Source organism: Paenibacillus sedimenti (assembly GCF_014534655.1).
Lineage (GTDB): Bacteria > Bacillota > Bacilli > Paenibacillales > NBRC-103111 > Paenibacillus_E > Paenibacillus_E sedimenti.
In genome coordinates this window covers 84,698-106,672 of record NZ_JACVVD010000007.1, presented here as the reverse complement: position 1 = coordinate 106,672, position 21,975 = coordinate 84,698, and the positions used below count along the sequence as shown (strand labels likewise).

Annotated in this window: 27 protein-coding genes; 18 read left to right on the top strand and 9 right to left on the bottom strand. The window is 49.8% G+C overall.

The window, feature by feature from the left end:
- Nucleotides 1–31: 31 nt before the first annotated feature.
- The 3 genes from ICC18_RS19660 to nadE all read left to right on the top strand — a co-directional run bounded on the left by ICC18_RS19660 (nt 32) and on the right by nadE (nt 1,967).
- On the top strand, nt 32–448 hold the full coding sequence (locus tag ICC18_RS19660; RefSeq protein ID WP_188176154.1) for a DUF3905 domain-containing protein: 417 nt from the start codon (nt 32–34) through the stop codon (nt 446–448).
- Between the two features lie 122 nt (nt 449–570).
- Nucleotides 571–1,008 carry a BrxA/BrxB family bacilliredoxin gene (locus tag ICC18_RS19655; protein WP_188176153.1) on the top strand — a complete coding sequence of 146 codons (438 nt, stop codon included), beginning with the start codon at nt 571–573 and terminating at the stop codon, nt 1,006–1,008.
- A gap of 149 nt (nt 1,009–1,157) precedes the next feature.
- A complete protein-coding gene (gene nadE / locus ICC18_RS19650; RefSeq protein WP_188176152.1) occupies nt 1,158–1,967 on the top strand; it encodes an NAD(+) synthase in 810 nt (269 codons plus the stop codon).
- A 129-nt stretch (nt 1,968–2,096) separates the two neighbouring features.
- Here nadE and ICC18_RS19645 read toward each other — a convergent pair whose 3' ends face one another.
- Nucleotides 2,097–3,074: an aldo/keto reductase gene (locus ICC18_RS19645; protein ID WP_188176151.1), complete on the bottom strand. Its 978-nt coding sequence runs from the start codon at nt 3,072–3,074 to the stop codon at nt 2,097–2,099.
- A gap of 208 nt (nt 3,075–3,282) precedes the next feature.
- Here ICC18_RS19645 and acpS point away from each other — a divergent pair, with 208 nt between their 5' ends.
- Nucleotides 3,283–3,672: a holo-ACP synthase gene (gene acpS, locus ICC18_RS19640; RefSeq protein WP_188176150.1), complete on the top strand. Its 390-nt coding sequence runs from the start codon at nt 3,283–3,285 to the stop codon at nt 3,670–3,672.
- Between the two features lie 155 nt (nt 3,673–3,827).
- On the opposite strand, the gene ICC18_RS19635 is transcribed toward acpS, so the two are convergent.
- Complete coding sequence (locus tag ICC18_RS19635) at nt 3,828–4,268, bottom strand: c-type cytochrome (protein ID WP_223192706.1); 441 nt, start codon at nt 4,266–4,268, stop codon at nt 3,828–3,830.
- A gap of 85 nt (nt 4,269–4,353) precedes the next feature.
- Nucleotides 4,354–4,929 (bottom strand): hypothetical protein, encoded by a 576-nt coding sequence (locus tag ICC18_RS19630; RefSeq protein ID WP_188176149.1) that lies wholly within the window; start codon nt 4,927–4,929, stop codon nt 4,354–4,356.
- 98 nt (nt 4,930–5,027) lie between these two features.
- Between ICC18_RS19630 and mutY the strand changes: the two genes are divergently transcribed.
- On the top strand, nt 5,028–6,155 hold the full coding sequence (gene mutY / locus ICC18_RS19625) for an A/G-specific adenine glycosylase (RefSeq protein WP_188176148.1): 1,128 nt from the start codon (nt 5,028–5,030) through the stop codon (nt 6,153–6,155).
- A gap of 12 nt (nt 6,156–6,167) precedes the next feature.
- Here the strand turns inward: mutY and ICC18_RS19620 are convergent, their stop codons facing one another.
- The 4 genes from ICC18_RS19620 to yfhS all read right to left on the bottom strand — a co-directional run bounded on the left by ICC18_RS19620 (nt 6,168) and on the right by yfhS (nt 9,465).
- Complete coding sequence (locus ICC18_RS19620; RefSeq protein WP_188176147.1) at nt 6,168–6,851, bottom strand: Crp/Fnr family transcriptional regulator; 684 nt, start codon at nt 6,849–6,851, stop codon at nt 6,168–6,170.
- 26 nt (nt 6,852–6,877) lie between these two features.
- Nucleotides 6,878–7,999: an HD-GYP domain-containing protein gene (locus ICC18_RS19615; RefSeq protein WP_188176146.1), complete on the bottom strand. Its 1,122-nt coding sequence runs from the start codon at nt 7,997–7,999 to the stop codon at nt 6,878–6,880.
- Between the two features lie 564 nt (nt 8,000–8,563).
- Nucleotides 8,564–9,175 carry a superoxide dismutase gene (locus ICC18_RS19610; RefSeq protein ID WP_188176145.1) on the bottom strand — a complete coding sequence of 204 codons (612 nt, stop codon included), beginning with the start codon at nt 9,173–9,175 and terminating at the stop codon, nt 8,564–8,566.
- A gap of 80 nt (nt 9,176–9,255) precedes the next feature.
- A complete protein-coding gene (gene yfhS, locus ICC18_RS19605) occupies nt 9,256–9,465 on the bottom strand; it encodes a mother cell protein YfhS (protein WP_376745649.1) in 210 nt (69 codons plus the stop codon).
- A gap of 343 nt (nt 9,466–9,808) precedes the next feature.
- On the opposite strand from yfhS, the gene ICC18_RS19600 reads away from it, so the two are divergent.
- The 9 genes from ICC18_RS19600 (at nt 9,809) to folE (ending at nt 16,001) form a co-directional block, all read left to right on the top strand.
- A complete protein-coding gene (locus tag ICC18_RS19600) occupies nt 9,809–10,240 on the top strand; it encodes a GNAT family N-acetyltransferase (RefSeq protein ID WP_188176144.1) in 432 nt (143 codons plus the stop codon).
- Between the two features lie 143 nt (nt 10,241–10,383).
- A complete protein-coding gene (locus ICC18_RS19595) occupies nt 10,384–10,938 on the top strand; it encodes a DUF402 domain-containing protein (protein ID WP_188176143.1) in 555 nt (184 codons plus the stop codon).
- 1 nt (nt 10,939) lies between these two features.
- Entirely contained in the window at nt 10,940–11,536 is a 597-nt protein-coding gene (gene lepB / locus ICC18_RS19590) for a signal peptidase I (RefSeq protein ID WP_188176142.1), read from the top strand.
- A gap of 36 nt (nt 11,537–11,572) precedes the next feature.
- Entirely contained in the window at nt 11,573–12,772 is a 1,200-nt protein-coding gene (queG, locus tag ICC18_RS19585) for a tRNA epoxyqueuosine(34) reductase QueG (RefSeq protein ID WP_188176141.1), read from the top strand.
- A 42-nt stretch (nt 12,773–12,814) separates the two neighbouring features.
- Nucleotides 12,815–13,339, top strand: a complete 525-nt coding sequence (locus tag ICC18_RS19580; RefSeq protein ID WP_188176140.1) for a methylated-DNA--[protein]-cysteine S-methyltransferase — start codon at nt 12,815–12,817, stop codon at nt 13,337–13,339.
- A 26-nt stretch (nt 13,340–13,365) separates the two neighbouring features.
- Nucleotides 13,366–14,400 carry an HD-GYP domain-containing protein gene (locus tag ICC18_RS19575; RefSeq protein WP_188176139.1) on the top strand — a complete coding sequence of 345 codons (1,035 nt, stop codon included), beginning with the start codon at nt 13,366–13,368 and terminating at the stop codon, nt 14,398–14,400.
- Between the two features lie 87 nt (nt 14,401–14,487).
- Nucleotides 14,488–14,697, top strand: coding sequence for a YneF family protein (locus ICC18_RS19570; protein ID WP_188176138.1), 210 nt, complete (start codon nt 14,488–14,490; stop codon nt 14,695–14,697).
- 117 nt (nt 14,698–14,814) lie between these two features.
- Nucleotides 14,815–15,393, top strand: coding sequence for a TetR/AcrR family transcriptional regulator (locus tag ICC18_RS19565; RefSeq protein WP_188176137.1), 579 nt, complete (start codon nt 14,815–14,817; stop codon nt 15,391–15,393).
- Between the two features lie 20 nt (nt 15,394–15,413).
- On the top strand, nt 15,414–16,001 hold the full coding sequence (gene folE, locus ICC18_RS19560; protein ID WP_188176136.1) for a GTP cyclohydrolase I FolE: 588 nt from the start codon (nt 15,414–15,416) through the stop codon (nt 15,999–16,001).
- Here the strand turns inward: folE and ICC18_RS34360 are convergent.
- Complete coding sequence (locus ICC18_RS34360; protein ID WP_262495883.1) at nt 15,993–16,115, bottom strand: hypothetical protein; 123 nt, start codon at nt 16,113–16,115, stop codon at nt 15,993–15,995. The two genes, folE and ICC18_RS34360, sit on opposite strands and share 9 nt — an antisense overlap.
- Nucleotides 16,116–16,208: 93 nt before the next feature.
- Between ICC18_RS34360 and ICC18_RS19555 the strand changes: the two genes are divergently transcribed.
- Entirely contained in the window at nt 16,209–17,528 is a 1,320-nt protein-coding gene (locus ICC18_RS19555) for a deoxyguanosinetriphosphate triphosphohydrolase family protein (protein ID WP_188176135.1), read from the top strand.
- A gap of 204 nt (nt 17,529–17,732) precedes the next feature.
- Nucleotides 17,733–18,701, top strand: coding sequence for an MraY family glycosyltransferase (locus ICC18_RS19550; RefSeq protein ID WP_188176134.1), 969 nt, complete (start codon nt 17,733–17,735; stop codon nt 18,699–18,701).
- 87 nt (nt 18,702–18,788) lie between these two features.
- On the opposite strand, the gene ICC18_RS19545 is transcribed toward ICC18_RS19550, so the two are convergent.
- Nucleotides 18,789–19,805 carry an alpha/beta hydrolase gene (locus tag ICC18_RS19545; protein WP_188176133.1) on the bottom strand — a complete coding sequence of 339 codons (1,017 nt, stop codon included), beginning with the start codon at nt 19,803–19,805 and terminating at the stop codon, nt 18,789–18,791.
- Between the two features lie 361 nt (nt 19,806–20,166).
- Here ICC18_RS19545 and ICC18_RS19540 point away from each other — a divergent pair, with 361 nt between their 5' ends.
- Both ICC18_RS19540 and ICC18_RS19535 read left to right on the top strand, forming a co-directional pair.
- Nucleotides 20,167–20,910, top strand: a complete 744-nt coding sequence (locus ICC18_RS19540; protein ID WP_188176132.1) for an IclR family transcriptional regulator — start codon at nt 20,167–20,169, stop codon at nt 20,908–20,910.
- A 139-nt stretch (nt 20,911–21,049) separates the two neighbouring features.
- Nucleotides 21,050–21,967 carry a cation diffusion facilitator family transporter gene (locus ICC18_RS19535; RefSeq protein ID WP_188176131.1) on the top strand — a complete coding sequence of 306 codons (918 nt, stop codon included), beginning with the start codon at nt 21,050–21,052 and terminating at the stop codon, nt 21,965–21,967.
- Nucleotides 21,968–21,975: the final 8 nt, after the last annotated feature.

Here is a 21,975-nt window from a genome sequence, read left to right as displayed (position 1 = left end):
TTTCCTCTGGAAAACTCTTAGGAGGAACACCATGAGCGACCAAAATCAGAGCGAACAGTCCAAGTCTGCTCAGGAACAAGGCGATCTGGATCCATACGAGATCAACTTCCTTCCGCAATTCGAGCAAGGACGCGGTCCGCATCAGCCCTTTGTGAATGAGCATGGCGTCGTCATCGGCGATCATGTCTATGAATCGGAGAACTCACCTCTCGTTCAGTGGACCGAGAACACCGACCCCTTTGTCATGGCTGGCGATAAGTGGGTTCATCCCTACAAGGACATCGGATTTCAAACCGCTGAGAATAGGAACATTTTTGAGAAGGGCATACCGCCGCAAGGCGGGACATTCATGCATCCGGATAAAGATGTCGCTTACGAGTACGATCTGGGACAATCGGATCCGGGCAGAGCGGCCATCGATAAGCCAAAGGATGAGGCGGAAGCATAGCTTTCGTCTTATTCCTTTTTGGGGGCGGGTACTTTGCGCTTTGCTTTCCTGGCAGACGGATGTATAATAATGATAAAGATTACGTTTTACTATTAACTATAAAATCCTAAGGGGTGGAACATATGGCAATGTCTTTTGATTCTTACATGAAAGATATGGTTAAACCAATGAGAGAGGATTTGACTCGTATTGGTATCACGGAGCTGCTGACGCCGGAGCAAGTCGATCAAGCAATTGAAAGCTCCAAAGATGGCACAATGCTGCTTGTTATCAACTCTGTTTGCGGTTGCGCGGCAGGTCAATGCCGTCCAGGCGTGGCCAAAGCGCTGCAAAATGACGTATTGCCTACGTACACATACACGGTGTTCGCCGGTCAAGAGAAGGATGCAACGGCAAAAGCGCGCGAATATTTGGCGCCATACCCGCCATCTTCACCATCGATCGCACTTTTCAAAAACGGTGAATTGGTTCACTTCATTCAACGCCACCAAATCGAAGACCGCTCTGCCGATATGATCGCCGGCGACTTGATCGGCGCTTTTAACGAATATTGCAAATAAGCTTCAGCTTCAATAAGGCCCGCATTGCAGCACTGGCAAAGCGGGCTTTTTGCTCATGAAAAAGCGCCTTTGAATTTTCAACGGCTTAAGTCTATACTATCCTTAAAGAACGTGATTGTTAGATTACGAGAGAAAAGGTGGAGAGATGCATGAGCCTGCAACAGGAAATTATCGCAAAGCTCGGCGTGAAGCCGGAAATTGATGTCGAGGCGGAGATTCGCAAACGTGTGGATTTTCTTAAGGATTATGTACGAAAAGCCAATGCCAAGGGCCTGCTGATCGCGATCAGCGGAGGCATCGACAGCGCCGTAACAACGGGTCTGTGCAAGAAGGCGACGGATGAATTGACCGCAGAAACCGGAACCGAATACAAAACCGTCGGCGTGTTCCAGCCATACGGCGAGCAAGTCGATATTGAAGATAGCTACGCGGTAGCCAAAGCCTTCGATTTGAAGGAACAAATCGAAAACAACATCCAGGAAGCCGTCGACGAAATTGCGCTTGAAGTCGAATACGGGCTTAAGCATATCGGTGTTCACCAGCATGTCAGCCGCGGCGGCAAAGGCAACATTAAAGCGCGGACGCGGATGGTCATGCAGTATGCGCTCGCTTTTGAACTCGGGCTGATCGTTGTCGGCACGGACCACGCGTCTGAAGCCATCACCGGCTTCTTTACCAAGTATGGCGACGGTGCGGTCGATATCACTCCGCTGAGCACGCTGAACAAGCGCCAAGTGCGCATGTTAGCGGCGAAGCTGGGCGTTCCGCAAAGCGTTCTCGATAAGGCGCCGACAGCCGGACTGTGGGAAGGCCAAACCGACGAGAATGAGCTGGGCATTACATACAACGACAACAGCGACTACCTGGAAGGAAAGCAAATCGATCCGGCCGTTCAAGAGAAGCTGGAGAAGCAATATTTGAAAACGGAGCACAAACGTGCGCCGATTCCAGGTATTTAACCGCATAAATAATAAAGAGGCTGAAAGATTCTCTCGACAAGAGAGGCTTTCAGCCTTTATTCGTTGCGTCTAACTAGCACCAAACTGCAAAACATACAGTTCATTTCAGTGAAAAAAACCAATAACTGCTTAAGGTACCCGATGCCCTCTGGACTTCTCATAAAGCAAATACCACTCTTCGCGGCTCATCAACTCGGATTGGCGAACTGCGTCTTGGCAGGCGAGAACGCGCGCTGCGGATGAAGTGCCGATGACCGGCTGAATGTAAGCCGGATGTTTCATCAACCAGCCGAGAATGATCGCTTCCGGCGTCGTTTCTTTCTCGTTTGCCAATCGCTGAACAAGAGCAGCCGTTTCCTTAACGGCGTCACTGGCATCATCCAAGCTCTGACCGCTATATTTCCCTTGCGCCAGCGGACCCCATGCCTGAATTTGAATATCCTCCATTTGGCAGTGCTCCATAATGCCATCGGCGAAATTAACGCCAACGCCTTCCTTGCGATTGACGAGGATGCCTTGATCCAGCCAATCCGTGCGAGCAAGGCTCATCTCCAGTTGATTAACGACGAGAGGCTCGGCGATCGATCGTTGCAGGAAGCGGATTTGCGATGCGGTCATATTGGACACGCCGAAGTGACGCACTTTACCGGCTGATCTCAGCACGTTGAACGCTTCCGCGACCTCGTCCGGTTCCATCAGCGGATCAGGGCGATGCAGCAGAAGCACATCGATATGTTCGACGCCAAGGCGTTCGAGAATACCGTCCACCGAGCCCACGATGTGGCTCTTGGAGAAATCATACCGCTGCGCCAAGACACCGTCCGTCAGCCGGATCCCACACTTCGACTGAAGCACAATTTGATCGCGAAGATCGGGTCTGTTTTTCAGAATTTGTCCGAAAACACTTTCGGATTTGCCCATTTTATAAATGTCGGCATGGTCAAACATCGTGATTCCAATTGAAAGAGCCGCCTCCACAGCAGCCTCTGCAATGATATAATCTTCCTTTGTTAATGGATCATGGTTCCAATTACCACCAATCCCCATACATCCGAACACCAATCGGCTGTCCGAAATTCCACGCTTTGCAAGCGGCATTGCTTTCATAAGGTTTGCCTCCCAGCATTTATGAGTTAAGCCTATTATACCTGCTCAAGAAGCCTGACATAAGAACTGAAATAAGGTTCACTTACTTACCTCGGGGTAACGAAGGCGCAATCCTATTTTGAAATTTAGGGCGTAGACCTTGACCACCCATCGAGAATCCTGTACATTGTTGGCAAAACGATGTACGCAAAGTGAGGCTGGCACGCGGATGATTATCGGAATCGGAACAGACTTGGTTGAAATCGCACGAATGCGCAAAATGCTTGCAGGCTCGACTGCGGCGCGGTTCCTGGAGCGGATTTTGACGCCTCAGGAACGGGAGTTGGCTGAGCAGAGGAGAGGTCGTCTTGCGGAATTCGCCGCGGGACGCTTTGCGGCAAAAGAGGCGATTGTAAAGGCGATAGGCTGCGGAATCGGCAAGCAAATCGGCTTTCAAGACGTCGAGGTGCTGCCGGATCCGCTCGGCAAACCGGTATGCCGTGTAGCGGAGGCGGCGCTGGAGCGGGCAGGCCTAAACGGCAGCAACCACCGCATCCATATCAGTATCACGCATACGGATTCGATGGCTGCCGCCTATGCCATTGTGGAGCAGCTCTAGGCAGCTTTTCCGCTAGAGCTTTGCGTCTCAAAGTACGCAAATAAAGAACATCGTAACTCTAATAAGTATGAGGATTATGAGCTGTGATACCCATTTCCATGACCATCGAGCAGCCCCACACAATTCCCGGTCGGAGCAGCTCTGAACGAGCTGCTCTATTTTTTCGAGCTGAGCCAATCGGTCAGCAGCCCGACTTCATCAGCGGAGAGCTTGGACTTGTAGGCGAGCATACCGCCGCCGCCATTGTTGATTTGCTCTGCAATCTGTTCTTTGCTCATTTTGCCGCCAACCTTTTGTAAATTCGTTTTAGCTCCGGCTTTGCCTGCCAAATCAACACCGTGGCAGCTGATGCACTTGTTAGCTGTAAAAAGCTCCTGCGCCTTCACATACGCAGGATTGCTTTCCCCCGCTGCGGCAGTCGCGGCAGGCGATGCCGGCGGCATCGCTGCGCCGTTACTGGAGCCCCCGCCGCAAGCGGCCAAAACCAGAGCCATCGGCGCAATGACAAGCATCGCGCTGCCGAGGCGTCTCACACCCCGCCTAGCTGCGCGGCGGATGTTCCATTTTACAGTACTCTGATTAATTTTATTTTCCATGATTCAAGACCCTCCAAGATGATCTTCATCTAATTTCCGTCTGTGTGGCAGTCATTGGATTTCATCCAGTTCATTCCGTACTCGCTCACTTCCCCCATACCCGCAGCATATACCCGCTAACCAGCAGGCTGATGCCGCCCATGCCTTCGAGCACCACGGCCGAGTAGCCGAGATACCACACGCCCATAATTGCGGACAGAGTGAATAGCCACAGCCCCAGGTAAACAAGCGGTCTCCCCAGCAGAAGTCCGAACTGCACGAAACCAACCGCGAGGATAAAAGCTCGCATTACGGGAGCGAAGAGGGGCCCGATGGCGCCAATCGCTTCCAGCAGCGCAATCGCTGCGATGAGCAGAGCACCCGGCAGAAGCAGGAAGATAGGGTGCCCCCATCCGCTCTGATCGCTCACCATAACCTTGGCATCCTCATCGCGGCGCATTTCCTTGCGCATGCCCCAGATTTGAATCAAACTGGCCACGACGGCCGTAATCAAACCGGCTTGTTTCAGCCAATCGAAGTCCCCCCATATGATGGCGACATCCACCAGTGCGCTGAATATCCACTCAGTACCCCAAATGCTCAATAACGGCAACAGCACGCGTGCTTCCCCGATCCAAGCTTTCCTTCTATGTGCCAAATCCGTTTGCTTCGTGTTCTGCATACATTCACCTCTAGTTTTCTCTTCCGCACTTCTCGTATAATGGAAGCATGTCCATTTATCATTATAACTTGAACGTGTCTGATAGAGAAGGAGAGCGCATGTACAGCGAAGAAAAAGAGTCATATTTTTCCAAAAACCTACTGGACTGGTACCGAATGCATAAACGGGATTTACCTTGGCGAAGAAGCAAAAACCCTTACTATATATGGATTTCCGAGGTTATGTTGCAGCAAACGCGAGTAGATACGGTCATTCCGTACTTCCATCGTTTCGTGGACCGGTTTCCGACCGTTGAAGCATTGGCGCTTGCGCCGGAAGAAGACGTTCTGAAAGCATGGGAAGGCCTCGGTTATTACTCAAGAGCACGAAATTTGCAAAGTGCAGTAAGGGAAGTGCACGAGCGCTATGGGGGCGTTGTTCCGCAGGAGAAAGAGGAAATTTCCTCGTTAAAAGGCGTCGGCCCGTATACGTCCGGAGCGATTCTGAGCATCGCTTATAACAAGCCGGAGCCTGCTGTTGACGGCAATGTGATGCGGGTGCTATCCCGCTATTTTCTCATCGAAGAAGATATTATGAAGCCTGCGACCAGGGTGCGGATGGAGAAATTGGCACGAGAGCTGATCCTGGATGGAACGGCTAGCGACTTCAATCAAGCGTTGATGGAGTTAGGGGCGATGGTATGTACACCTCGATCTCCGCATTGTCTCACATGTCCGGTGATGGCGCATTGCAGCGCACGCGAAGCGGGCATGGAAGAATCGCTTCCTATTAAGAAGAAAGCCAAACCGCCACGCCCTGAGCTGCGGGCTGTCGCTTTAATTGAAGGTACGGGCGAACATGAAGGAAAATGGTTGATTCGGCAGAGGCCCCAAGAAGGGCTGCTGGCCAAGATGTGGGAACTGCCTCATGTGGAATGGAAGTTATCAGAGTGGTACGAAGATGTCGTCGACAATATGAATGAGCTCCGTCAAAGTCTGGCCGATCAAGAACAAATCGTTATTAGTCCTGTAGAATGGTTCATGGATACGGAGCACGTATTCAGTCATATTGTATGGAATATGAAGGTATACCGTGCCAAGCTGGGAGACATCGGTCGTCAGCGGGACGGGGGAGATTGGGTGCCGTTTCATTATCGCTGGGTTAATGCTGACGAGCTGCACCAGTATGCGTTTCCCAACGTTTTTTTACGCATTATGAAGGCATGGCTGGAGAAACACCAAGATTAAATCGTGGAGCAATTAGCGGATTTCACGTTTAATGGCATCAATGTTCTTGAGTGTAATTAACTTCTTATCGATCTGAATGGCACCCTCATCAAGCAGCTCTTGCAGCACTTTGGTCACGGACTCCCGAACGGTACCGACCATATTGGCCAGTTGCTGATGGGTTAATTTAACGTTGATGACAAGACCGGCAGGCGTCGGAATCCCATGCTGCTCGGACAGGCGGACGATCGTCTTCATAATGCGGGAACGAACACCCAGGAACGTGAGATCGTAGATTTGTTCATTGGCCCTGCGAAGTCGATCCATCGTGGTTTCCAAGAGCTTTAAGCACAGCTTAGGGCTCTTTTCCATGTATTGAACAAACACGGAACGCTTCAATGCATACAGCGTACAAGCCTCCAACGTCTCAGCCGTAGCGGATCTGGTGAGTCCGGAGCTGATCAAAGACATTTCCCCGAAAAAATCCCCTTCCCGAAACAAAGCAAGAATAATCTCCTTGGCTTCATCCAAGCGATAAATTTTCACGACTCCAGATTTAATTAGAAATAATTCTTCGCCATCGTCGCCTTCCAGAAAAAGAATGCTTCCTTTTTTTACTTTTTTTTCGATGAATAAGGGGGCTAATCCTAGAAGATCCTCTTCCGAAAGCTCTTGAAAAAGGGGGACGTTTTGTAGCAATGAAACGATCGTTTTCAACGGGCATTCATCTCATTTCGGTCATATTAAACGACCAGCTGTTCTCCGATTTCTTCAATCATCACGTTCAATGTGTGCGATAAATCAACTTCATAAGGCTCTTTCAGCTCTTGTCCTGACGCGGTTCTAAGTATACGGATAACGGGGCGCTGCATACTGTGGGGGTTCAAGCGAGAGACGATGCCTTTGTCGCCGGTGCTCAAAGTAACACTCAGGCCGAGTGGATAGATCGCGACATTGTTGCGGAACAGCTTGACCATATCTATATCGTACAGCTTTCCGGCGTTGGCGTAAAGAACTTCCAGTGCATGGTGCGGAGGAATTGCAGTGCGGTAAGATCTTGCGTGGATCATAGCGTCGTAGGAATCCAGTAAGCCGACCCATCTGGCAAAAGGGTGAATCTGTTCCCCTCGCAGGCTGTATGGATAGCCGCTGCCGTCCATCCGTTCATGATGCTGGAGAGCGCATTGTGCGGCAAGTGCGGGAATGCCGGCTTCATCCTTGAGCATTTGGAAGCCGTAGGTAACATGCTTCTGAATTTCGAGATATTCGCTTGACGTTAATCTTGCATTCTTTTGCAGAAACTGAACAGGGACATGAACACTTCCCACATCATGCAGCAGAGCGCCAAGACCGATAGCCATGAGATCGTCCCGATTATAAATTCCCTGGGCCATAGCGAGCTTAGTTGCGTATACACAAACGTTAAGCGCGTTTTGACAAAAATGCTGTTCGATGTTCGCTGCGGGAACCATATTAAGAGTCGTCAGCATGACCGGTTCATGCCTGCGGTATTGAAGTTCATCAATGACATTGGACATGCCTTCAAGGAAAAGCTTGCTCATCGGAGTAGAGTTGCGGAAATTCGAGGAAGAAAATACGGCGGTAGGACTGAATTTTTCAAAAATTTTGCCTAAGGAAGTTCGAAGCTTCGCTCTTGTTTCTTCATGGATAGGATCTTCGATGACGATGTCGTCCGTTCGCGAATCCTCGATATATAAGTAATCGATGCCCATTTGGCTGAGTTTTTTGAGCATGGGGTTTGTCAGTTCTACACGATAGCCAACCAGGATTTGGCCTTCCTCAGTAAAGATCGCTTTGCCTAGCCTCATGCCAGGCTGACACATAATAGTTGGAATGATTCTCATCTATAATTACCTACTTTCCTATCATCAAGCATAGTCTGAAAATAAGTCGAAAGTCATATTAAAACCATTCAATAGACTCATTCATTTGACTTCATGTAGACTATTATTTCATAATCGACCTATTTATTCTGTGAGAAAGGTAACAAAACGCCCGGAAACTTTCGTGAGATAAACCTCTATCGAGGTCATTCGAAGATGATCGACCGCGTTTATATGTAGGTTTATTCGCCAATCAGAAAGTCTTCACCACGCTTTAGCGCTTTAGTGAACTTAAACTTTCTGATGTGGTAAAAAAAGAACTAGAGGGAGGAGGGGAGATGGTGGAGGAGGTGTAAAGGGGATTACTCAATCTATCTTGGGGGCAAAATGAAATGCGCGGAAAATCATTGTTTTGATATGAATCGTACCTACCGTTCCCTCTATGCAAAACCCAGTATAAGGAATTTGTAAGGAAGGGAACAGTACTAAATTGATATAGTACCGTGATCATAGACGCCGGCATCAAAATAGAAAACCGCACCGCTCATGAATAAGGAGCGGTGCGGTTTTCTATCTATTTGCGTATTACTTCGCTTCGTCGTAACGTTTGCCAACTTCAGCCCAGTTGATTACGTTCCAGAAAGCTTTAATGTAATCAGGACGTTTGTTTTGGTAGTTCAGGTAGTAAGCGTGCTCCCATACGTCCAGACCCAGGATCGGAGTTTCGCCTTCCATGATCGGGCTGTCTTGGTTAGGCAAGCTGTAAACTTTCAGTTTGCCGTCTTTGCCGACAACGAGGAACGCCCAGCCGGAGCCAAAACGAGTTGTTGCTGCTGCTGCGAAAGTTTCTTGGAATTTCTCGAAACCGCCAAGCTCACTCTCGATAGCTGTTGCAAGCGCACCTGTAGGTGCTCCGCCGGCGTTAGGGCCGATTGTTTCCCAGAACAGGGAGTGGTTAGCGTGACCGCCGCCGTTGTTGCGAACTGCAGTGCGGATATCTTCCGGTACGCTGTTCAGGTCAGCGATCAGGTCGTTCAAGGATTTGTCGTGAAGCTCAGGGTGTTTGTCCAGAGCTGCGTTCAGGTTGGTAACATATGCGTTATGGTGACGACCATGGTGGATTTCCATTGTTGTCGCATCGATGTGAGGCTCAAGAGCATTGTGAGCATACGGTAAAGCTGGTAATTGATGTGCCATTGTACAAAATACCTCCCAAAATTATGTAGTTTCAACACCTTCATTATGAAGGATTTTAGATAATAAAGCAACATTTATGTTTACAAAGTCAGTCCGCCGCGTCGCTCGATTTCCTGGATAATCTGACCGTGCATATACGTGCCTTGCTCATTAAGCCAAGGGGCTAGCTCGCTCATGGATTTGTGGTGATACTTTAGTTCGATTGCCGTCCATTCACTCGGTTTTATGGAGCTTAGCACCTGAATATCCCTCGATTCATAGGAGCGTGGTTCTTCGGTGTTTGCCATCATTTCACCTCTTTCATCCTACGTATATACATTCCTACTATAAACTCCGAAATTTTTCCGATTTTTATACATCCTTACATGAAAATCAAAATGGATCCAACTGCATAACACATGGTCTCAACTAAGGTGTTTAAAAAGCGGGAAATGATGGATAGGAATGGAAAATTCCTAACAAAATCCTTGAAAACGCTTAAAATAAAGCGTTTTCAAGAGAAAAACATAAAAAAACATAGTTTTTTGTGAATTTTAACACTTTTTCAGCAGGATTTCGGATTTTTTTGTCGTATTTACTAAGTCACCAGAAAAAAGAAACCGAAAAATTTTATATGGAATTGGGGAGAACCATATGCACGTTCGTTCATTTCAGCTTTCAGATACTTCTTCGGTAAGCGCGCTCCTGCAGGATGTTTTATCGGAAACCTGCTATGAAGAGACCATGGAAGCATTCGCCCGTCAACTGTCCTGGGACACCGAGCTTGTCCTGATCGCGGAAGAAGAAAATGAGATTGTTGGTACGATCATCGGAACGATTGATAACAACAATGGCTACTATTATCGAATCGCGGTTGCAACTGAGTACCAACGCAAGGGTATCGGCAAAGCATTGATCGAAGCTATGAAGACGAGGTTCCTCCACCGGAACGTGAACAAAATTATGGTGACTGTAGATGTGCATAATGAAATTGTACTGCCCGTCTATGAATCAGCGGGCTACAGCACATCGGACTTTTCGCGGACGGCTCATCGCCTTAGTATCGTGAAGAAGGTTAGTGTTTAACAGACGGCTAATGTCATAGGAAGTTTAAAATAGTTCGGACCATGGAAGCATATCTTTTCCGCCGTTGCAATTGGGGAGGAGATATGCTTTTCTATATAATATCGGAACATTATCGGCAGGAAAGTGTAGAGGGGCTTTGAGACATGGATGTATTTACGCCGTATGTGATAAAAAGCTTCAAACACGATGGACATCTTCATCGCATGTGGTTAAGTAATTGGCGGGTGCCTGTTGCCATGCTTCATCCCGACCATCAGCGGGAATCGATGATGGTATTTATCAACAGTCAGACCAAGATCCAGGAGGCGGACGGCAAAGAATGGGTGAGCCGCATTCCGGGCGTGTCTTTTTTTATTCCGCAGAAATGGTTTAACATCGTAGCTCTTATAGAGGAGAACGGCATCAGGTACTATTGCAATGTGGCATCCCCGCTGTATGTGACGGAACAAGTGCTGACGTACATCGATTATGATCTGGATGTGATTCGGATGCCGGACGGTTCGATTCATGTCGTCGATGAGGAAGAATATGAGCGTCATAAGATCAATTATCATTATTCCCCGCTCGTCGAAGAGAAGGTCCAAGAAGGCCTTGCTGCGGTTCTGCAGCTGCTCCATGCCGGCAACCCCCCGTTTCAGGATGATTTGGTTCTCTACTATTATGAGCAGTGGGAAAAGCAAAAGAACGGAGGGGCTTAATATGAGCTTCTTTGTGCAGCGAGAAAGGAATAAAGCCGCGGCTAAGCGTACGAAAGAAATAGAGGCGAAGAGTCTGACGCACGAGCTGTGGGATTGGGCGAAATCGATCCTCGTCGCTCTGCTTGTCGTCATACTCGTCCATCAATTCGGTTTCAATCTCTCGACGGTTAGAGGCAACTCCATGCAGCCTACGCTTCAGGAAGGCGAGTGGCTGTTCGTGAATAAAGCCGTTACATACCTCAAAGCGCCTCAGCGCGGCGAGGTGGTCATCTTGAAGGAGCCGGCTGAGCAGCTAATACTAAACCACCCTTATCTGGTAAAAAGGGTGGTCGCCATTGCCGGCGACGAGGTAGAGGGCCGGGGCGGCGTCTTGTATGTGAACGGCGCCGCGGTGCAGGAGCCGTATACCGATTCGCCTATCGCAGACGGGGACTTCGGACCGACACAGGTCGGGCCGGGTCACGTCTTCGTGATGGGCGATAATCGCCAAGCGGCGGCTAGCGCAGACAGCCGACGGTTTGGGGCCGTGCCGACAAGTATGATTCAAGGTCGGGCAGAATATATTTTGTGGCCAATTTCGATGGCCGCGAAGCTTTAAAAAGAGCTCACCATTCCCGAACGAGAGGTGAAGAATATGGCGGTTTCCCTAGCAACAGGAACAGAAGCGGATTGGCGCGCTATCAAACAAGAGATCGTGGAAGCCGCATCTTCGCTCGGTATTGATAAAGTCGGCTTCACGACAGCGGAGCCGTTCACGGAACTGAAAGATATCCTTCTCCAGCATAGGGAGAAGGGGTACGAGTCCGGCTTCGAGGAGCCGGACATCGAGAAGCGGGTACGTCCGGAGCTCAGCTTCGAATCGCCGAAGTCGATCATCGCGATCGCCGTCGCGTACCCGTCGAAGCTGCAAAATCCCCCGCGGTCCGAGCCGGGGGCTTATCGCGGGATCATCTCGCGCACCTCATGGGGGCGCGATTATCACGATGTGCTTCGCGACCGGCTCGCGAAGCTGGAAGCCTTCATCGCGGAGCGCGTGCCTGATGCGCGTATGCAAAGCATGGTCGATACGGGCGTCCTCGTCGACCGCGCCGTCGCCGAGCGGGCCGGTATCGGCTGGGGCGGCAAAAACTGCGCCGTCATCACGCCCGAATGGGGATCTTGGGTCTATTTGGGCGAAATCATCACGAATATTCCATTTCCAGCCGATACATCTATTATGGATCAATGCGGGGACTGTACGATATGTATCGATGCCTGTCCCACTGGAGCCCTCGTCGGTCCCGGACAGCTTAATTCCAGCAGCTGCATTTCGTTCATCACGCAAACCAAAGGCTATGTAGAGGACGAGTACAAGCTGAAAATCGGCAATCGTCTTTACGGTTGCGATACGTGTCAGATCGTCTGCCCGAAGAATAAGGGGATGAACTGGACCCATCAGCCTGAGCTGCAGCCGGATCCGGAGAAGGTGAAGCCGCTGCTGGTGCCGCTGCTGACGATGACGAACAAGGAGTTCAAAGAACAATACGGCAGCCTGGCTGCCTCCTGGAGAGGCAAGAAGCCGATCCAGCGCAATGCGATTATCGCGCTGGGGAATTTCAAGGATCGGACTGCGGTGCCGATCTTGTCGGAACTGTTGCATTCGGATCAGCGCCCTGAGATTCGGGCAACCGCAGCCTGGGCGCTCGGGCGAATCGGCGGCGAGGAAGCTGCTGAGGCGCTTGGACAAGCAGCGGCCAGGGAGCAAGAAGCTGCGGTGTTAAAGGATATTGAAAAGGCTATTGAGCAATTACGCAGCACCGCCGAGAATGTAAGCTTTTCTGGCGAAAAACAATAGAGATCGAACACTTTGGCATTTTGTTTGAAAGGAGGAACAAAAATGACACAGAAAGTGCATGTACTCCATTATGCGGAGATTTCCTCCCCTGTAGGGCCGCTCGTTCTCGTAGCGAGCAGCCAAGGGCTCTGTTCAATCGAATTCGGTACATTTACCCCTAACCGGGAAAAGCTGGACGCTTGGGCCAGTCGCTGGTTTGGACCGCACGAGCTGCGGGAGGACGAGCAACGTCTGCAGCCGATAGCGGAGCAGTTGGAGCAATATTTTAAAGGGGAACGATCGGGGTTTGAGGGGAAACTAGACCTGCATGGGACTGATTTCCAGAAAAAAGTATGGACTGCACTGCTTGATGTACCTTTCGGCAGGACAGCCTCCTATAAAGATATAGCTGTGGCGATAGGCTCACCCAAAGCGGTCAGAGCTGTGGGCGGCGCAAATAACCGCAATCCGATGCCTGTCATTATCCCTTGTCATCGCATCATAGGCGCTGGCGGCGATCTTGTCGGATATGGCGGCGGGCTTGATATCAAAGTTCTTTTATTGGAATTAGAAGGCATCAATGCTTAACATACTATTACCATGGAGTGAATCCTATGAAATATGTGCATATGGACTCCGTTGAGCCTGGGCAATATTTAGGGCGGACGATTTTTTCCAGCAACGGGGCCGTTTTGCTGTCTGAAGGCGTGCAATTAACCGTCTATATGATCAATACGCTCAACCGGATCGGGGTTACGATGATCTATATCAAGGATCCGAATATGGAAGATATCGAAATCCCGGAAGTGATCTCCGAAGAGACGAAACGTACTGTGATGAAGCAAATGAGCGAAACATTCGATACGATCCGTTCCGGTAAAGAGTTCAATTCGCGTTCGATGAGCATCTCGATCAATACGCTGCTTGATGAAATCATGAAGAACAAGGACGTGCTGGTACAATTATCGGATATTCGCACCCAAGATAACGAGAGGTATGTCCACGCGACGAATGTATGCATGATGTCCGTTCTCATCGGTATCAACATGGGGCTAAATGCGAGCCAGCTCAAAGAGCTTGCCGTCGGTGCGCTGCTCCATGATGTCGGCAAGATCGAGCTGATCACGGATGATACGTCGCCAGACCTGAAAAAGCACCATACGTGGCGCGGTTTTGAGCTCATCAAGAACAAGCGGGAATTCAGCTTGCTCATCGCCCACGTCGCCTTCCAGCATCATGAAGCGCTTGACGGCTCAGGCGTGCCGCGCGGACTCACAAGCGATGAGATTCACCTCTACGCTAAAATTACAGCAATCGCGAACATTTACGACAATCTGCTGTTCGATATTTCGAAAGGGCGCCGTATGCTGCCTCATGAAGCGTGTGAACACATGATGGCGTTAGCAGGGACCAAGCTGGATCGGGATGTGCTGATTGAATTTCTAAAAATTGTCTCCATTTACCCGACCGGTACCTCGGTTCGATTGTCGACTCGTGAATCAGGAGTAGTTGTCGGGCAGCATCGGGGGCTGCCGAGCCGTCCGATTGTCAGAGTCGTGAAGCAGGATGCACTAGACAAGGGGCTTGAGATCAAAGAGGTCGACCTCGCGAAGCATACGACCGTCTTTATAGAACAGGTGCTCCAGTAAAGGATCGATTTGTAAACGGATGAAAAGAAATGCTATGATGGAGCAAATGAACTATTTTTCAAACTTGTACGAGCAGGAGGCACGTTTATGTGGGGCATCGTTATTCCAATTCTTACGTTGATTGTTGGCTTGGTCGGGGGCTTCTTCATTGGGGTGTTCTATCTCAGAAGACAACTGGAATCCATGCAAAACAATCCGGAAATGCTGCAAAAAATGGCCAAGCAAATGGGCTATAATATGAATAAGCAGCAAATGGCGAAAGTTCAAAACATGATGAAAAACCAAAAGTGGAAATGAAATAAGCGTTCAGAGGGCTTTGCCGTCAAACCGTACAAACGGCTGTCGGCACGAGCCCTTCCTGTTACCGTCCGGCATGAGTAGGACGTACCAGTACTATCCAGAGGTGGCACACGCATGACAAACAATAAAGACCGAATCATGGAAGCTGCGATGGACTTGTTTCACGATCAGGGCTTTCAGGGTACGGGTCTGGAAGAGATACTGTCGAGCAGCGGTGTATGCAAAAGCAATTTCTACTATCACTTCAAAAGCAAAGAAGAGCTTGGCGTGAAAGTCATTGAACGTAAAGTGCAGGAGATGCGGGAGTCCGTGCTGGAACCGAGTCTGGGCAACTTGCAGATGTCGCCGAAACAACGCATCATAGAATTGTTTAATCGGATGCTGACCTTTTGCGAGGAGCATGAATGTCGAAAAGGTTGTTTCTTTGGCAATTTGGCTCTGGAGCTTAGCGACCGATCTGAGGTACTGCGCAAGCCGCTGAGCAGCTTTTTCAATGAGCTTGAAGCTAAGGTCTTTGCCTGCCTTCAGGAGGGGCGCAATCAAGGGGAATTGACGCTTAAGGGCTTGGCGCCTTCCGAACTGGCTCTTCCTATCGTATCGCTGCTGCAGGGCGGTTTGCTGCTGACGAAGACGCATAAGGAGAGCAGAGCTTTACGGGACAGCATCAAGCTGTTAAAGGTTTGCATGGGGTAGAGGAAAAGGAGTGGAAGAAGATGGCATCTATCGAATATAAAAATGTGAAAGTCGCCGAAAATCGCGAGCTCATTGAGAAGCATGTCAGAGAGATTTTGCGCTTGATCGGTGAAGATGTGGACCGGGAAGGGTTGCTGGATACGCCGGCTCGCGTAACCCGGATGTATGAAGAAATTTTCGCAGGTTATTCAGCTAATCCGCGCGATGTGCTGGGTGTAACCTTTGACGAACAGCACGAAGAACTTGTTATCATTAAAGATATCGTATATTACAGTCAATGTGAGCATCATATGGCACCATTTTTCGGCAAAGTGCACGTGGGCTACCTGCCTAGCGGCAAAGTAGCCGGTTTGAGTAAATTCGCTCGTCTGGTCGACGTCATAACCCGCAAGCTGCAGGTCCAGGAGCGGATTACTTCCGAAATCGCCGACATTCTGGATGAGGTGCTGAGGCCGCATGGCGTCATGGTCGTCGTTGAAGGCGAACACATGTGCATGTGTTCCAGAGGCGTCAAAAAGTACGGCAGCCAGACGGTAACATCCGCTGTGCGCGGTTCCTTCCGTACAGATTCGACGCTGCGCTCGGAGTTTTTATCGCTTTTAAAATAAGCTGACCATAGGGATGTGCGCAATGACAATGGTCTTGTGCAGCATCCCTTTTTTTTGCAGCATGATAGAGGTATGGCTTGTTGTACAGCGGATGGATATAGTATTCTTTATCATAAAAGTTCACTCATGTGACAATCGTACATGCTGAAGCATAAACTGAAAGAAGGACAAGAGGAATTACGTATTGGTAAAGAGGGAGGCGAACTTATGAACAACATACGGAAATTTCGGCCGGGTGAGGCCGCTTCCTCTAAACTGAGCGAAGAACGGGATGAATTTGAAAGAGATTACGCCAGATTGATTCAATCGCCGGCATTTCGCAGGCTGCAGGGCAAGTCTCAAGTATTCGGAGCAGGCTCGGGGGATTACTACCGGACAAGGCTAACACACTCGCTCGAAGTCGCCCAGATTGCCCGCGAAGTGGCGAAACGGCTTGAGCGCACGAACCCTTTTCTGAAAAAGCGGGAGCATCCCGGGTTAATCATTGATCCTACGGTTGTGGAATGCGCCTCGCTTGCACATGACTTCGGTCACCCGCCATTCGGTCATAAAGGAGAAGAGGTGCTGAACCACCTTCTGATGAAGGACTATGGGCTGAAATATGAGGGGAATGCACAAAATTTTCGGATCCTGATGTTTTTGGAAAAGCGGGCAGGAAGCGATAGCGGCCTCGATCTAACTTCCGCTGTACTGCTTGGTATTAATAAATACCCGTTCCTGATCGAAGAAGAAGGCAGACTGAAAGGCGTATATGGAGCTGAGTGGGCCATCATCCGCGAGCTTCGTTCGGCTTGGCAAATGCCGGAAGGGTGTTCCACGCTGGAAGCGCAGCTGATGGATCTATGTGATGACATCGCCTATTCCACGCACGACATTGAAGACGGCATCCGGGCCGGTAAAATTCAGATGAATGCCACCTTCTTCGAGGATCAGCGGCTTAATCGCCATCTCGTCATGGAGATCTTGAACGATCCGAATAACAATAAATTCGGCTGGGAACAGGTAGACATTGAGGCGATGGTGCACCAGGTGCTTTCCGACTATCTGGAACAGTGGCAGCAAATTTTCGCCGAGTGCAACCGGGAGGAGTCGCGAACGCGCCGCGAAATGAAAGCCCGTTGGGTCAGCTCATTCGCTAACAGTCTGGACATCATCGACGATCCCGATAAAGGATGGAAAAAGGTTACCCTCGTCAAAGATGATGCCGAAGACATGACACTGCTGCGGACAATGGAAATTTTGAAAAAGCTGGCCTGGGTCACGCTCATCAAGGACTTCCGCGTTCAGCGCCTGCAAAAGCGCAGCGAAATCATCGTGGAAAGCCTATGGAACTCTTTCATCAACCCTGACAAGGGCCAGTGGATCATCCCGCCCGATTGGATGGACAGCTACGAACGCCATAAGGACAAATGGAGCTGGCCGCGCTTCATCGCCGATTACATATCGGGGATGACGGACGCTTATGCGGAGAAAGTATACGCAGAGCTGTTCGCGAGCAAGTCAGGCTCGATTTATGAGATGGATTAATACAAGCGGCCTAAGATCGCATCCATGCGAGCGGGCCGTTTTTTTGTTGTTTTTAAAGGACGCGAAAATTCGCATATATTGAACTTATTTGTATGAGAAACGGTCTATAATATAGCGAAGAATTGGGCGATCCCCATTCGTATAGCTGCGATTCCAATGGAGAATCCTTAACATGACGGAGGCCTCAAAAAATCATAATTGGAGATGGTTATTATTACATACGCAATTGCCTTCATATTATCTTTTTTTATTGTGTATTTATTAATCCCGCCGCTTGGAAAGTTGGCATTTCGCCTGGATTTTGTGGACAAGCCGCGTAAAGACGTCGAAAGAAAAATACATCGGGAACCGATCCCTCTGACAGCCAGTTACGCAATTTTTATAGGTTTTACAGTCACGTATTTCATTCATATAAAAGGGTATTCGATGCAAACGGGGGCTATACTGGCAGGATCGCTTCTTCTGCTCGCAATCGGCACCGTAGATGATTGGTTTAAGACGCAGGGCAAAGATTTTCCGACTCTCCCCAAGCTGGTCGTGCAAGTATCGGCTGCTGTACTTGTATATGCTTCAGGCATTTCTTTCAATGGGTTTTACAATCCTTTCAGCGGAGGATTTGTCGATCTTCCCGGCTGGCTTCAGTTTATCTTAACGATACTATGGATTTTCGGCGTCACTACAGTCATTAATTTTTCGGACGGAATGGATGGCTTAGCCGGCGGGTTATCCGCGATATCCGCCGTTACACTCTTTGTAGTCGCGTTAGCGAAAGGGCAAAGCGATTCCGCCATGATGGCCATTATTTTAGTTGGAGTCACGGTAGCTTACCTGCGGTATAACAAGCCTCCGGCTAAAGTGTTTATGGGAGATGCAGGCGCGACATTCCTGGGATTTATTCTGAGCGTCATCGCACTGGACGGAGCGTTCAAGCAGGCGACGGTGCTATCGCTCTTCATACCGATTCTGGCGCTGGGAGTGCCGATTTTTGATAATATATTCGTGGTCATTAAGCGCTTATTGCAAGGCAAGCCGATTTATCAAGCGGACGCAAGCCAAGCTCATTTCCGTCTGCTGCGAACAGGCTTAAGCCCGAAGCAAGTAGTCGTATTCCTTTGTTTAATCAGCGGATGCCTAAGTCTATCCTCCATTATTCTGCTGCTTTTAAAAGTCTAGAAACCGGACCAGACCCGCGCTATGCGGGTCTTTTGTGCTGCGGGAAAGGTCTTTACAAAAAAATACCGACCCCGTAAGGGGTCGATTTTATAGGGAGGAGGGAATACCAAGTTCAGCGTGCGCAGGAGATTGAATCTCTTGCAGGAAGTTAAGTGTTCGCTTAAGGTAAGCTTGCGGTTCGGCGCGATAGAGAAGCTCATGCTGGGCGTTCGGGATGATCCAGAGCTTGTCGGATGTATCCTTTTGCTTCTTGAACATATCCTCAATCATGCCATGTGGCGCTTTATTGTCAGCCGTGCCGTGAATGAAGAAAATCGGCATCGGATAGGCAGTGCTCGTTACTTTATTGTAAGGCACTTCATGCAGGCTTACGCCGTTCAGAAGCGGGAAAAACAAACGGACGAGCGGCAATGAAGGGAATTTTGGCACATTTACATACTGTTTCATATTGTGGTACAGCGTATCAGGGTTGAGTAAAAAGGTACTATCCAGAATCATGCCGGCAATATCAGTACCGCTTTGAAGTGCAGCTTGCAGAGCTGTTCCTGCTCCCATTGAGAATCCCCATATATAAATAGGGCCATCGATAAGCTGCTTCATATAGTCAACCGCTCCCAGCAGCTCTTGGGATTCCTGAATCCCGCCGGTCATCAGACGTTCATTGTCGGGATGAACATAACCATAATCAAACATCAGGACATTGTATTTCTGCTTATGAAGCTCGCGGGCTAAATTATAGATCGGCACCCACAGCTCTTCGCGGTTTCCGCCGTACCCATGCGAGAAAATGACTGTTTTGTTAGAGTTGCCCGGAATCATCCAACCCTCCAGATTGGAAGCGCCGTTGCGGCTTGGAAAGGTTATGTTGTTATAACGGAGTCCGACGGCTTGCATCGGATTGGAATGCAGCGGGTCGATGTGCGGCCGCGCAAGTGTCCAAGCTATGTAAGCATGAAAGGAAAGCAGCAAAGAGGTGCATAAAAGCAGGAAAGAGATAAGGATGGTGAAAACCAGCTTTTTTTTGCGTATGATCGGGCGGGTAACCACCTGATCCAAAGGCGATTGCAGCGAGCCTGATCCAGGCGTGATAGAAGTGGTTGACATGGCGATTCCCTCCCTCAATGGTTCATAAATCAGTGTAATCTTGCCCTGGTGTCAGTTCGAGGTGTCAGGGAAAAGATGGTAAGTTGTTGAAATATTCAGATAAGTATTCTCTTAACTTAATTTTAATTTGTATGCGCTTACAAGTCAATGAGGGTGCGGCAATTGTAAGCCTGTTGTAATCTTTCTGTAACAATGAATAAAACAGATGTTTACCTTTACTGGGCTGAGCAGTTTCGTTATACTAGTGGTAACTGGTTTCACAAGGTGAAACTATATATATATTTCTTCGAGCAGCTGTTAAAAATAGGGTCGATACCTCTAGATAGAGAGTGGATGATCGAATAATGAGAGTGGTGTGGCGATGGAAGATGCTAAATTAACCGTTCGCGCGGTTGAGCGCGCTTTGGATATTTTGCTTTGTTTTACGGGGGCATCGGAGTTGACGCTAACCGAAATTGCCGGCAGAGTAGAGTTACATAAGAGCACAGTACACCGGCTGCTTGCCTCCCTGGAAGGCAAGGGTTTCGTGATGCGCGATAGCTCCACAGATAAATACAGACTAGGCTACAGGCTGTGGGAGCTTTCCGCCAACCTGTCTAAAGAAGGCGACCCCGGCATCATCCTGCTGCCGGAGATGGAGCGGCTGCGCGACCAGCTCGGCGAGACGATCTCGCTGTACGTGCAGGACGGCCTGGAGCGCGTGCGCATCCAAGCCGTGCAGAGCAATCACGCCATTCGCCGCGTAGCCCCTGTCGGGGCGCGAATGCCCTTATACGTCGGCGCCTCGAGCAAGGTTCTCGTCGCCTTTGCTGAGCCTGCGGTGCAGGAGCAGCTGCTAGCCTCGGCCGAATGGCCGGCCGGGCTAGACCCGCTAGCGTTCCTGCAGCAGCTCAGCGATACAAGACGCGCGGGCTTCGCCACGAGCGTCGAAGAGCGCGAGCCCGGTGCGGCGGCTGTGTCCGCACCGGTGCTTGACCGCGGGGGCCGGCTGGTCGCAGCCCTCGCGGTGTCCGGTCCAGCGAACAGGCTCACGCTGGAGCTAATGCAAGAACAGGCACCACTCATTATGGAGGCGGCGCGGCGCATGGGCACGATGCTGCGCTAGCGCATCGTCATACGTACTCACGGTTTCGGCTCTGCGCCGAAACCGCATCAACATCCCTCACCCTGGAGCTGCATAAGGATGGGGGATGTTTTGCTTCCGGCAGGCCATACTAGAAGAGGGAAGGGAGTGGCTGCGTGAGATGAGCAAACCGAACTCTATGCTGGCTATCTGGATCAGCCTTGTCAGTAACATCGTACTAACCGCCATCAAAATCGTGGTCGGTATTCTGTTCAAAAGCCAAGTGCTCATCGCCGACGGCATTCATAACGCGGGAGATGTCATAGCGACCGCCACCGCCTATAGTTCAATGCGGGTTTCTTCAAAACCGGCAGATGTAGATCATCCTTATGGCCATGGGAAAGCCGAGGTGCTGGGCGCTTTTATCGTTGCCATTATTCTTGGCGGAGCCGCCATCTATATGGGCTACCACTCTATTCATGCACTCTTCGAGCCGCCAGAACCGGCTCATATTGTTGCTTTTTTCGCAGCTGTCATATCGTTGATTTGGAAGCAGGTACTCTACGTTTACACGATGCGGATGGGGCGAGAGATGAATAGTAAAGGCCTGATCGCCACGGCTTATGACCATCTTGCCGACGTATATGCGTCTATAGCCGCTTCCGTCGGTATTGGCTTGGCGTTGATCGGAGATCATTATGATGCGGGCATTCTATCTTACGGAGATCCCGTTGCCGGAATTATCGTCTCGTTCCTAGTACTGAAATTAGCCTGGGAGATGGGCAAGGAATCCTTCGACATTCTAATGGAGCGCAGTGTAAGCGCTGCGTATATCGAACAGTATGCCGATTTGATCCGTTCCGTACCGGAAGTCAAGAGAATCGATCGCTTACGGGCACGCGAGCACGGTCATTACATACTGGTTGACGCCCGGATCGGAGTCTCAGGGACATTAACGATACAAGAAGGCCATGATATCAGCCGCCTGATCAAGCAAAAAATCATGGATGCACATAACGATGTAGACGAGGTTCTCGTGCATCTCAACCCTTGGTATGAAAATGAACAGCAGCTCGCGCCAAACGAAAAAAGAGGTTAGCCTTGATC

Bases quoted from the DNA above. Each gene is read 5' to 3' on its own strand.
- ICC18_RS19660 (WP_188176154.1), top strand. From the start codon at position 32: ATGAGCGACCAAAATCAGAGCGAACAGTCCAAGTCTGCTCAGGAACAA.
- ICC18_RS19655 (WP_188176153.1), top strand. From the start codon at position 571: ATGGCAATGTCTTTTGATTCTTACATGAAAGATATGGTTAAACCAATG.
- nadE (WP_188176152.1), top strand. From the start codon at position 1,158: ATGAGCCTGCAACAGGAAATTATCGCAAAGCTCGGCGTGAAGCCGGAA.
- ICC18_RS19645 (WP_188176151.1), bottom strand. From the start codon at position 3,074: ATGAAAGCAATGCCGCTTGCAAAGCGTGGAATTTCGGACAGCCGATTG.
- acpS (WP_188176150.1), top strand. From the start codon at position 3,283: ATGATTATCGGAATCGGAACAGACTTGGTTGAAATCGCACGAATGCGC.
- ICC18_RS19635 (WP_223192706.1), bottom strand. From the start codon at position 4,268: ATGGAAAATAAAATTAATCAGAGTACTGTAAAATGGAACATCCGCCGC.
- ICC18_RS19630 (WP_188176149.1), bottom strand. From the start codon at position 4,929: ATGCAGAACACGAAGCAAACGGATTTGGCACATAGAAGGAAAGCTTGG.
- mutY (WP_188176148.1), top strand. From the start codon at position 5,028: ATGTACAGCGAAGAAAAAGAGTCATATTTTTCCAAAAACCTACTGGAC.
- ICC18_RS19615 (WP_188176146.1), bottom strand. From the start codon at position 7,999: ATGAGAATCATTCCAACTATTATGTGTCAGCCTGGCATGAGGCTAGGC.
- ICC18_RS19610 (WP_188176145.1), bottom strand. From the start codon at position 9,175: ATGGCACATCAATTACCAGCTTTACCGTATGCTCACAATGCTCTTGAG.
- yfhS (WP_376745649.1), bottom strand. From the start codon at position 9,465: ATGATGGCAAACACCGAAGAACCACGCTCCTATGAATCGAGGGATATT.
- ICC18_RS19600 (WP_188176144.1), top strand. From the start codon at position 9,809: ATGCACGTTCGTTCATTTCAGCTTTCAGATACTTCTTCGGTAAGCGCG.
- ICC18_RS19595 (WP_188176143.1), top strand. From the start codon at position 10,384: ATGGATGTATTTACGCCGTATGTGATAAAAAGCTTCAAACACGATGGA.
- lepB (WP_188176142.1), top strand. From the start codon at position 10,940: ATGAGCTTCTTTGTGCAGCGAGAAAGGAATAAAGCCGCGGCTAAGCGT.
- queG (WP_188176141.1), top strand. From the start codon at position 11,573: ATGGCGGTTTCCCTAGCAACAGGAACAGAAGCGGATTGGCGCGCTATC.
- ICC18_RS19580 (WP_188176140.1), top strand. From the start codon at position 12,815: ATGACACAGAAAGTGCATGTACTCCATTATGCGGAGATTTCCTCCCCT.
- ICC18_RS19575 (WP_188176139.1), top strand. From the start codon at position 13,366: ATGAAATATGTGCATATGGACTCCGTTGAGCCTGGGCAATATTTAGGG.
- ICC18_RS19570 (WP_188176138.1), top strand. From the start codon at position 14,488: ATGTGGGGCATCGTTATTCCAATTCTTACGTTGATTGTTGGCTTGGTC.
- ICC18_RS19565 (WP_188176137.1), top strand. From the start codon at position 14,815: ATGACAAACAATAAAGACCGAATCATGGAAGCTGCGATGGACTTGTTT.
- folE (WP_188176136.1), top strand. From the start codon at position 15,414: ATGGCATCTATCGAATATAAAAATGTGAAAGTCGCCGAAAATCGCGAG.
- ICC18_RS34360 (WP_262495883.1), bottom strand. From the start codon at position 16,115: ATGATAAAGAATACTATATCCATCCGCTGTACAACAAGCCATACCTCT.
- ICC18_RS19555 (WP_188176135.1), top strand. From the start codon at position 16,209: ATGAACAACATACGGAAATTTCGGCCGGGTGAGGCCGCTTCCTCTAAA.
- ICC18_RS19550 (WP_188176134.1), top strand. From the start codon at position 17,733: ATGGTTATTATTACATACGCAATTGCCTTCATATTATCTTTTTTTATT.
- ICC18_RS19545 (WP_188176133.1), bottom strand. From the start codon at position 19,805: ATGTCAACCACTTCTATCACGCCTGGATCAGGCTCGCTGCAATCGCCT.
- ICC18_RS19540 (WP_188176132.1), top strand. From the start codon at position 20,167: ATGGAAGATGCTAAATTAACCGTTCGCGCGGTTGAGCGCGCTTTGGAT.
- ICC18_RS19535 (WP_188176131.1), top strand. From the start codon at position 21,050: ATGAGCAAACCGAACTCTATGCTGGCTATCTGGATCAGCCTTGTCAGT.